At 73.6% G+C, this 8,425-nt stretch carries 6 protein-coding genes; 5 read left to right on the forward strand and 1 reads right to left on the reverse strand.

What is annotated here, in order from left to right; genetic code table 11:
- Positions 1-88: 88 nt before the first annotated feature.
- Complete coding sequence (locus ACFZA0_RS24935) at positions 89-1,393, reverse strand: DMT family transporter (RefSeq protein WP_391020814.1); 1,305 nt, start codon at positions 1,391-1,393, stop codon at positions 89-91.
- A 531-nt stretch (positions 1,394-1,924) separates the two neighbouring features.
- Between ACFZA0_RS24935 and glgA the strand changes: the two genes are divergently transcribed.
- From glgA to ACFZA0_RS24960, 5 genes are all read left to right on the forward strand, one after another.
- Positions 1,925-3,076, forward strand: coding sequence for a glycogen synthase (gene glgA / locus ACFZA0_RS24940; protein ID WP_391020816.1), 1,152 nt, complete (start codon positions 1,925-1,927; stop codon positions 3,074-3,076).
- 54 nt (positions 3,077-3,130) lie between these two features.
- Entirely contained in the window at positions 3,131-4,351 is a 1,221-nt protein-coding gene (gene glgC / locus ACFZA0_RS24945; RefSeq protein ID WP_391020818.1) for a glucose-1-phosphate adenylyltransferase, read from the forward strand.
- A gap of 207 nt (positions 4,352-4,558) precedes the next feature.
- The gene (locus tag ACFZA0_RS24950) at positions 4,559-5,905 is read left to right on the forward strand and encodes a wax ester/triacylglycerol synthase family O-acyltransferase (protein WP_391020820.1); all 1,347 of its coding nucleotides are present in this window, start codon (positions 4,559-4,561) and stop codon (positions 5,903-5,905) included.
- Positions 5,906-6,006: 101 nt separating this feature from the next.
- Positions 6,007-7,482, forward strand: a complete 1,476-nt coding sequence (locus ACFZA0_RS24955) for an SDR family NAD(P)-dependent oxidoreductase (protein ID WP_391020822.1) — start codon at positions 6,007-6,009, stop codon at positions 7,480-7,482.
- A gap of 535 nt (positions 7,483-8,017) precedes the next feature.
- Positions 8,018-8,191, forward strand: coding sequence for a hypothetical protein (locus ACFZA0_RS24960; RefSeq protein ID WP_391020824.1), 174 nt, complete (start codon positions 8,018-8,020; stop codon positions 8,189-8,191).
- The last annotated feature ends 234 nt before the right edge of the window (positions 8,192-8,425 follow it).

An 8,425-nucleotide genomic window follows, 5' to 3' on the forward strand; every position in this document is an offset into this window, starting at 1 on the left:
GGGTCCGTGGGGTTCGTGCAGTCCGTGCGGTCCCGGACCGCGGCCGTCCTCCGGCGCGGAACAGGGGGCGGTCCGGGACGGGGGCGGTCTACGCCCCGACGTGCTGTCGTCGCCGCGAGGCCGGTACGCCGCCGGGGCCGCGCCGGGCGGCTCCCGGGGCCGGACTCGCCCGCGGCGCGGTGCGGCCGTCGCCCTGCGTCCGCGGGGGAGCGGGGACCCCGGCGCCGGGGCCACCGCGCGGCTCGTCGTCCCTGTCGTCCGCGTCGTCCGTCGCCGCGGCGGCGGCGTCCGAGGCAGGCGCGGCAGCCGCGTCCGCCGTCACGGACTCCGTCCTCGCAACGTCCACGTCGACGTCCGGATCAACGTCCGCGTCCGCCGCCTTCGCGTCCGGCGCGGCGGCCCGCTCGTCGCGGCCGGTCCGCTCCGCGTCCGACTCCGCGTCCGACTCCGCCTCCGGCGTCCGCGGCGAGGACGCCTCCGTGCCCACCGACAGCGCGGGATGCTCGTCGTCGCCGGTCCGTGCGAACGTCCCGGCGGTGCCGGCCTCCCCGGCCGTGCGGTCGGTGTCCTCGATGCGTTCCGAGAGCAGCAGGATCAGACCGCCGGCCGCCACCACCCCGGCGCTCAGGGCGAGCACGGTGCCGGTGAGTCCGTACCGGAAGGTCTCGCCGAACATCGTGATGCCGATGGCCGCCGCCACCACCGGATTGACCACGGTCAGCGTGGCCAGCGGGGCGGCGAGGCCGCCGCCGCGGTAGGACGCCTGGGACAGCAGCATGCCGGCCGTGGCGAGCACGCCGATCACGCCCATGGAGACCAGGTTCGCGGCCGTGACGCCGCCCGACCAGCCGACGGTGACCGTCTTCGTGTACACCGACGCCATGCCGAAGGCTATGCCGGACGCGGTCGCGAGCAGCACGCTGCGCACCGCCGGGTGGCGGTGCGCAGCCCGGCCCGCGATCACCAGTGCCACCACCGCGCCGCCCGTCACGAGGGCGACGAGGAGGCGCTGGCCGAGGTCGAGGGAGTGGGTGTCGCCCGCGCCGACGAGCGACAGCAGTCCGGCGAGGCCGACCGTGGCCATGATGGCGCCGCGCCAGGCGGTGGCACCCGCCTTCCGGCCCACGAACAGGGCGGCCATGGGGAGCGCGAAGACGATGGTCAGCGCGCCGAGGGGCTGGACGAGGCTGAGCGGACCGAACGCGAGGGCGCCCACGTGCAGCAGGGCGCCGAGACCGTTGAGGCCGACGGCCACCCACCAGATCGGGCGCCGCACCGGCGCGTACTCGCCGTCGGGACCGGACACCGCGACCCGCTCCTGCACGATGGCTCCGCCCGCGTACGCGACGGCGGAGACCAGTGACAGCAGGACGGACAGCGCGAGGGCGCTCATGGGCGGCTCCTCTGCGTGAGGCGCGGGTGCTGCACCCGGCGCGGCGAACGGTCGTCATCCATAGCCAACACCTTGCCGTCCCGAACGCTTCCCGTCGTCGTCCCTGAGCACAGACCGACTCATACCCCCGATGGAGTATCAGCACGTCCTCGTCCTCCCCAGGGCTGGCGACACCGGGACCAGAAGCCCGTGATCGTTCCGCTGAGTGACGTCGTACCACGCGCGGTGCGAGCGCCCGGGGGTGCGCGGGACCCGTCCCGCCCGGACCTCGGCGGCGGCAACTGCCCGCTCTGCCAACGACGTTCGTCGACCGGTCGGGCCGGTACGGCACCCCGCGAAGGCCGGCCGAGGGGCTTCCGGAGGGATGTTTACGGACATTCGGCAACTTTCCGTGACGGGGCGCCGCGGCCCGGGTTGCGGACCGCCCGAACCTGGGTACCGGCACGTCAGCCTCACGCCCCGCATGCCCTTCCGCGTGCGCCGTATCTGGGTGACCATGAGGAGGCTGTTGGCCGAGACAGGGGGTTGCGGGTGCGTGTGGGACTGCTGACCCGGGAGTATCCGCCGGACGTCTACGGCGGAGCCGGGGTCCATGTCGAGTTCCTCGCCCGGGAGCTCGCGCCCCTGGTCGACCTGGAGGTCCACTGCTGGGGGGAGGGCCGCGGCGACAACGTGGTCCGGCACCGGCCGGCGTCCGGGCTCGACAGCGCGAACGACGCCCTGCGCACCTTCTCGGTGGACCTGTCCATGGCCGCCGGACTCGAAGGGCGCGAACTGGTCCACTCCCACACCTGGTACGCCAACCTGGCCGGTCACCTGGCCAAGATGCTGTACGGCGTGCCGCACGTGATGACCGCCCACTCCCTGGAACCCCTGCGCCCCTGGAAGGCCGAGCAACTCGGCGGCGGTTACGCCCTGTCGAGCTGGGCGGAGCGCACCGCGATCGAGTCCGCCGACGCGGTGGTCGCGGTGTCCACGGCCATGCGCGACGACATCCTCTCCTGCTATCCGGCGCTGGACCCGGCCGACGTCCACGTCGTGCACAACGGCATCGACACCGCGCTCTACCGCCCCGACCCCGGCACCGACGTCCTCGCCCGCCTCGGCATCGACCCGGCCCGCCCCTACGTCCTGTTCGTCGGACGCATCACGCGGCAGAAGGGCGTGCCCCATCTCCTGCGCGCCGTCAGGGACATCGACCCCGCGGCGCAGGTGGTGCTGTGCGCCGGGGCGCCCGACACCCCCGAGATCGACCGGGAGTTCCGCGACCTCTTCGAGGAACTGCGCGGTGTGCGCGACGGTGTGCACTGGATCCCGCAGATGCTCCCGCGCCCCGACGTCATCCAACTCCTCACGCACGCCGCCGTGTTCGCGTGCCCGTCGGTGTACGAGCCGCTGGGCATCGTCAACCTGGAGGCGATGGCCTGCGGCACGCCCGTCGTGGCGTCGCGGATCGGCGGTATCCCGGAGGTCGTTGACGACGGCGAGAGCGGGGTACTGGTGTCCGTGGACGACGACTTCGAGACCTCTCTCGCGCAGGCACTGGACTCCGTGCTCGCCGATCCCGGCCGGGCCCGCGCGATGGGCGAGGCCGGACGGCGGCGCGCGGTGGGGGAGTTCGGCTGGGACGCGATCGCGCGCCGCACGGCCGGGCTCTACGCGGAGATCCTCAAACAGGCTTAGTCCGCCCTGATCATGGGCAACCAACGGGTTCAACCAGGGGTGAGGGGAGCGGCCATGCGTCGTGGTGGGCCTTCGGTGCTCGGAATCGTGCTGGCGGGGGGCGAGGGCAAGCGGCTGATGCCCCTGACGGCGGACCGCGCCAAACCCGCGGTCACCTTCGGCGGCACGTACCGTCTCGTCGACTTCGTCCTCTCCAACCTGGTCAACGCGGACATCCTGCGCATCTGCGTGCTGACGCAGTACAAGTCGCACTCGCTGGACCGGCACATCACCACCACCTGGCGCATGTCCAGCCTGCTGGGCAACTACGTCACCCCCGTCCCCGCGCAGCAACGCCTGGGCCCGCGCTGGTACTTGGGCAGCGCCGACGCGATCCTCCAGTCGCTGAACCTGATCCACGACGAACAGCCCGAGTACGTCGCGGTGTTCGGCGCGGACCACGTGTACCGCATGGACCCGCGGCAGATGCTCACCCAGCACATCGAGGGCGGCGCGGGCGTGACGGTCGCGGGCATCCGGGTGCCGCGCAGCGAGTCGTCGTCGTTCGGTGTGATCAGCCCGGGGCCGGACGGCCGGACCGTCGAGGGCTTCCTGGAGAAGCCGTCCGACCCGGCGGGTCTCGCCGACGACCCCGAGTGCGTCTTCGCGTCCATGGGCAACTACCTGTTCACCACGAAGGCGTTGGTGGAGGCGTTGCAGCGGGACGCCGAGGACGAGGACTCGGTGCACGACATGGGCGGCTCGATCCTGCCCCAGCTCACCGAGCGGGGCATGGCCCAGCTCTACGACTTCAGCGACAACCACGTGCCCGGCGAGACCACCCGCGACCAGGGGTACTGGCGGGACGTCGGCACGCTCGACGCGTACTACGACGCGCACATGGACCTGATCGCGGAGCGCCCCGCCTTCAACCTGTACAACCGGAGCTGGCCCATCTACACGCACTCCAACCAGCTGCCGCCGGCCCGCTTCAACGCGGGAGGCATCGCCGGGGAGTCGATCATCAGCTCGGGGTGCCTGATCCGCGGCCAGGTCACCCGTTCCGTGCTGTCGCCGGGCGTCGTCGTCGACCCCGGCGCCGTCGTCCAGGGCTCGATACTCCACGACAACGTGCACATAGGCCGGGGGGCGGTGGTGCGCGGGGCGGTCCTCGACAAGAACGTGCAGGTGCCGCCGGGGGCGACCATCGGGGTCAACCCCGAGCGGGACGCGGAGCTCTACACGGTCTCCCGGTCGGGCGTCATCGCCCTGGGCAAGGGGCAGCGCGTGCCGTGACCGGCAGCGGCCGTCACGGAAGGGGGGACGCGACGCGTTCCCCCTTCCGTGTGTCTCCGCGCGTCCCGCGGGACTCCCGGCTACGCGCGGGGCGCGGAGGTGTCGACGTAATGCGCTGTTAACTGAGCGTAGCTTGATCGTACTTGACCGTAATCGACCCAGGGAGGTTGACTGCTGAGTCTCCTGTCGTCGGCGTGAGGCACCCCCGTGACCACAGACCCCCTTGCTCCACTCGACCTGGCGTTCTGGAACATGGAGTCGCCGGCGCACCCCATGCACCTCGCCGCGCTCGGCGTCTTCACCGCCAACTCGCCCACCGCGGGCGCCCACGCGGCCGACCTGCTGGCGGCGCGCGCCGCCGCCGTCCCGGGGCTGCGCATGCGCATCCGCGACGTGTGGCGGCCGTTCGGCCCCGGCCCCGCCCTGCCGACCGCCTTCGGCGGCGCGGTCCGCGAGCCCGCCCCCGGCTTCGACCCCCACGACCACGTGCTGCTGCACGCCCCCACCGACGACTTCCACGCCGTCGCGGGCCGGCTCATGGAACGCCCGCTGGACCGCGACCGGCCGCCGTGGGCCGCGCACGTCCTGCCGGGCGAGGACGGTGTCTCCTTCGCCGTGCTGTTCAAGTTCCACCACGCCCTCGCCGACGGGCTGCGCGCGCTGACCCTGGCCGCCGCCGTGCTCGACCCGGTCGACCTCCCCGCCCGCCGGGCCCGCCCCGAGGAGCCGCGCCGCCCCGCCCTGCCCGACGTGCGCCGGCTGCCGGGTCTGCTCCGGGGCGCCGTCTCCGACGTCGGCCGGGCCCTCGACATCGGGGTCGGCCTGGCCCGCTCCGCCGCCGACGTCCGCTCCCCGGCCGCGCTCACCGCCGAGCCCACCGGCACCCGCCGCACCGCCGGGGCCGTCCTCGACATCGACGACGTGCACCGGGTCCGCAAGACGGCCGGCGGCACCGTCAACGACGTCGTCCTCGCCATCGTCGCGGGTGCCCTGCGCCGCTGGCTCGACGAACGCGGCGCCGCGGGCGGCGCGGGCCTCGCGCCACGCGCCCTCGTCCCCGTCTCCCGGCGCCGCCCGCGCGGCGCCCACCCGCAGGGCAACCGGCTCTCCGGCTACCTGATCCGGCTCCCGGTCGGCGAACCCGACCCGCTCGCCCGCCTCGCCGAGGTCCGCACCGCCATGGACCGCAGCAAGGACGCCGGCCCGCACCGCGGCGCGGGCGCCGCCGCGCTGCTCGCCGACCACGTGCCGCCGCTCGGCCACCGCCTCGCCGGACCGCTCGCCGGCCGGGCCGCCCGGCTCTGGTTCGACATCCTCGTCACCAGCGTGCCGCTGCCCGGCATCGCGCTGAGGCTCGGCGGTCACCCGCTGACCGCCGTCCACCCCTTCGCGCCGCTCGCCCACGGCCAGGCCCTCGCGATCGCCGTCTCCACCTACCGGGGCCACGTGCACTACGGGTTCGTGGCCGACGCGTTCGCGGTGCCCGACCTCGGGCGGCTCGCCCGCGCCGTCAACGACGAGCTGGAGACACTGCTCACTGTCTGCGGCCCGTGACCCCCGCGGGTTTGGCAGCGGCGCGGGGCGCTCCGTAAGATGCCCCGTTCGACAGCGGGCGCGGTGGGCGCGCCGCTCGGGTGATCAGGAACGGCAGCGCGATGACGGTGACAGAGGACGGCACGGCGACCACGGACGAGGTGGTGTACGGGCCCGGCATCGACCCGGAGCGGCTCGCCGTGTGCCTGAGCGTGCTGGAGGAACTCGACGGCATCGACGTCGACCACCCCGACGCGATCGCGGTGCGCCGTGCCACGGCCGGCATCTACCGCACGGTCAAGCAGCGCCGCCGCCAGGAGCGCCGCGCCTCGAAGACCGCCCACGACAAGGCCGTCACCGAGGCCACCGCGACCGGCTCCGCCGACCGCATCGACGACGAGACCGAGGGCATCCTCCCGTCGTCGCGCACCGCCGAGGGCCGGGTCGCCGGGATACTCCAGCGGCCCCGCTCCTGCTACATCTGCAAGTCCCGGTACGTCGAGGTCGACTACTTCTACCACCAGCTCTGCCAGAGCTGCGCCGCCGAGAACCGGTCCCGCCGCGACGCCCGCACCGACCTCACCGGCAAGCGCGCACTGCTCACCGGCGGCCGGGCCAAGATCGGCATGTACATCGCGCTGCGGCTGCTGCGCGACGGCGCGCACACCACCGTCACCACGCGCTTCCCCAACGACGCGATCCGCCGGTTCAAGGCGCAGCCCGACAGCGACGAGTGGATCGGCCGGCTGAAGATCGTCGGCATCGACCTGCGCGACCCCGCCCAGGTGGTAGCCCTCGCCGACTCCGTCGCCGCCGACGGCCCGCTCGACATCCTGATCAACAACGCGGCCCAGACCGTGCGGCGTTCCCCCCAGGCGTACGGCGAACTCGTCACCGCCGAGTCCGCGCCGCTGCCCGCCGGTGAGCTGCCCGCCGCCGAGGTGATCGGCGCCTTCGGCTCCGGCGCCGTGGCCGCGCTGCCGGTCGCCGGGGGCGGGGCGCTCACCGCGCAGGACGTCACCGGGCTCGCGCTGGTCTCCGGCTCCGCCTCCCTGGAGCGGATCGCCGCCGGCACCGCGATCGACGCGGGCGGTCTCGTCCCCGACCTGCACGACACCAACAGCTGGATCCAGGCCGTGGAGGAGGTCACGCCCGTGGAGCTGCTGGAGGTCCAGCTCTGCAACTCCACGGCGCCGTTCATCCTCATCAGCCGGCTCCGGGCCGCGATGGCCGCGGCGCCGTCGCCGCGGACGTACATCGTGAACGTCTCCGCGATGGAGGGCGTTTTCAGCCGCGGTTACAAGGGCGCCGGCCACCCGCACACCAACATGGCCAAGGCCGCGCTGAACATGCTCACCCGCACCAGCGCCCAGGAGATGTTCGAGAAGGACGGCATCCTGATGACCGCGGTCGACACCGGCTGGATCACCGACGAGCGCCCGCACCCGGACAAGGTGCGCATGGCCGAGGCGGGCTTCCACGCCCCGCTCGACCTGGTCGACGGCGCCGCCCGTGTCTACGACCCGATCGTGCGGGGCGAGGCGGGCGAGGACCTGTACGGCGTCTTCATGAAGGACTACGCACCCGGCAAGTGGTGAGCCGGCGGCGCCCCTCGGGGCGCCCGCGTCCGGGCAGGGGCCCAAGTCGCGCAGCGCGCGCGTGACTTGGGCCTTTCGCGTGTCCGCCCCCGGGTTCGTGCGGTGTCGTCGTCCCGCGCCCGGGTACTCGCCCGGCCCCGGGCGGCGCGTAGCCATTGGTTTCGCCCGCGGTGGGGGATTTCGCCGGACTGGGCCGGAAGGGTGATGGTCGAAAAGTACGTCGTGTAACAAAAGGCATCGGACACCGGCTGGACGGTGACTGTTCGACCCGAGACAGTTACCTTATGTTTTCAGCCCCATAGAGCGGGCACCCGCTCATTTGGTTAACCTGTAGCGGACGGACAGCAGCAGGGGTCCCACCCACACCCAAGGTCCGTCCCGGGACAAGCCGGTTCACAACGGCCGATCTCATCTGAGCTATGGCGCCACCGCGTCCGAACTGTCTTGACCTCATGCCCGAGCGGGCGTCAGTCGCCAGGTGCGGACAACCGGCGCAGCACGTCCCGAGGGTGACCCGACACATAAGGAGTGCGCGGTGACACCGGAGAAGACCAATCGCGATCAGCGCCCCAAGGAACGTGGGGAGCGCGCGGGCCGCAGGCCCGGCGAGATCGGAAGCCTGGACGTGTGGGCCCGGTCCGCACCGATCAGGCTGGCCGGCTACGAGGACGACCTCGCCGAGCCCCACATCCTGCCCAGCGTCGACTGACCCCGGGCGCCGGCCGGCCCCGCGGGACCGGCCGGGGCAGGACCCGTCGCGATCTCCGGACGCGGGGGCGTGCGGGGAGCACGTCCGCGCCCGGCCGGGGGCCCGGGCGGTGCGGCACCCGTCCCGGGGCGCCCCCCGCGGGGGGGGCCGGGGGCGGGCCGCGCGGGGGCCCCCCCGACGACCGGCCCACCCGCGCCGTCCGCGCGGGAAGCACCGCGGGGGGGGGGGGGAGGC

It is taken from the genome of Streptomyces sp. NPDC008150, from assembly GCF_042956945.1.
Lineage (GTDB): Bacteria > Actinomycetota > Actinomycetes > Streptomycetales > Streptomycetaceae > Streptomyces.